This is a genomic window from Stenotrophomonas maltophilia, from assembly GCF_004920835.1.
In the GTDB taxonomy this organism is placed as follows: Bacteria; Pseudomonadota; Gammaproteobacteria; order Xanthomonadales; family Xanthomonadaceae; genus Stenotrophomonas; species Stenotrophomonas maltophilia_AQ.
The window spans coordinates 1-385 of sequence record NZ_QFHO01000078.1 but is presented as its reverse complement, the minus strand read 5'-3'; the positions used below and the strand labels follow the sequence as shown (position 1 = coordinate 385).

At 59.0% G+C, this 385-nt stretch carries 1 protein-coding gene; it reads left to right on the top strand.

The window, feature by feature from the left end; genetic code table 11:
- Positions 1–101 precede the first annotated feature (101 nt).
- Positions 102–385, top strand: a 284-nt coding sequence (locus DI041_RS21150; protein ID WP_211195545.1) for a GntR family transcriptional regulator, incomplete at its 3' end; no start/stop codon positions are given.

The following is a 385-nucleotide window of genomic DNA, read 5'->3' as shown; positions in this document are numbered from 1 at the left end:
CTCAGGTGTGCTACCTGATGATGCATCTGCTGACCTTCGTCCTTGCCAGCCAATGAGCTGTCGTGGAATATCGACCTGGCTTTTCTTTCTCTGGACCCTTTATGAACGACGCTGCCTCTGCCCTCCCTCGCACTCTCGGAGAATCGATCACCACTGAGCTTCGCAGAATGCTGGTCGAGGGCGAGCTGGTACCTGGTCAGCGCCTCTCGGAAGCCGCTCTCGCCGAGAGTCTGGATATTTCCCGTAACACCCTGAGAGAAGCCTTCAGAGTGCTGACCCGCGAAGGGCTGCTGACCCACGAGCCCAATCGCGGGGTCACCGTACCGTCCGGCAACATGCCGATCTGCAGCACTACTGTCATGCCTTTACGCGCCGAAGGTGGACG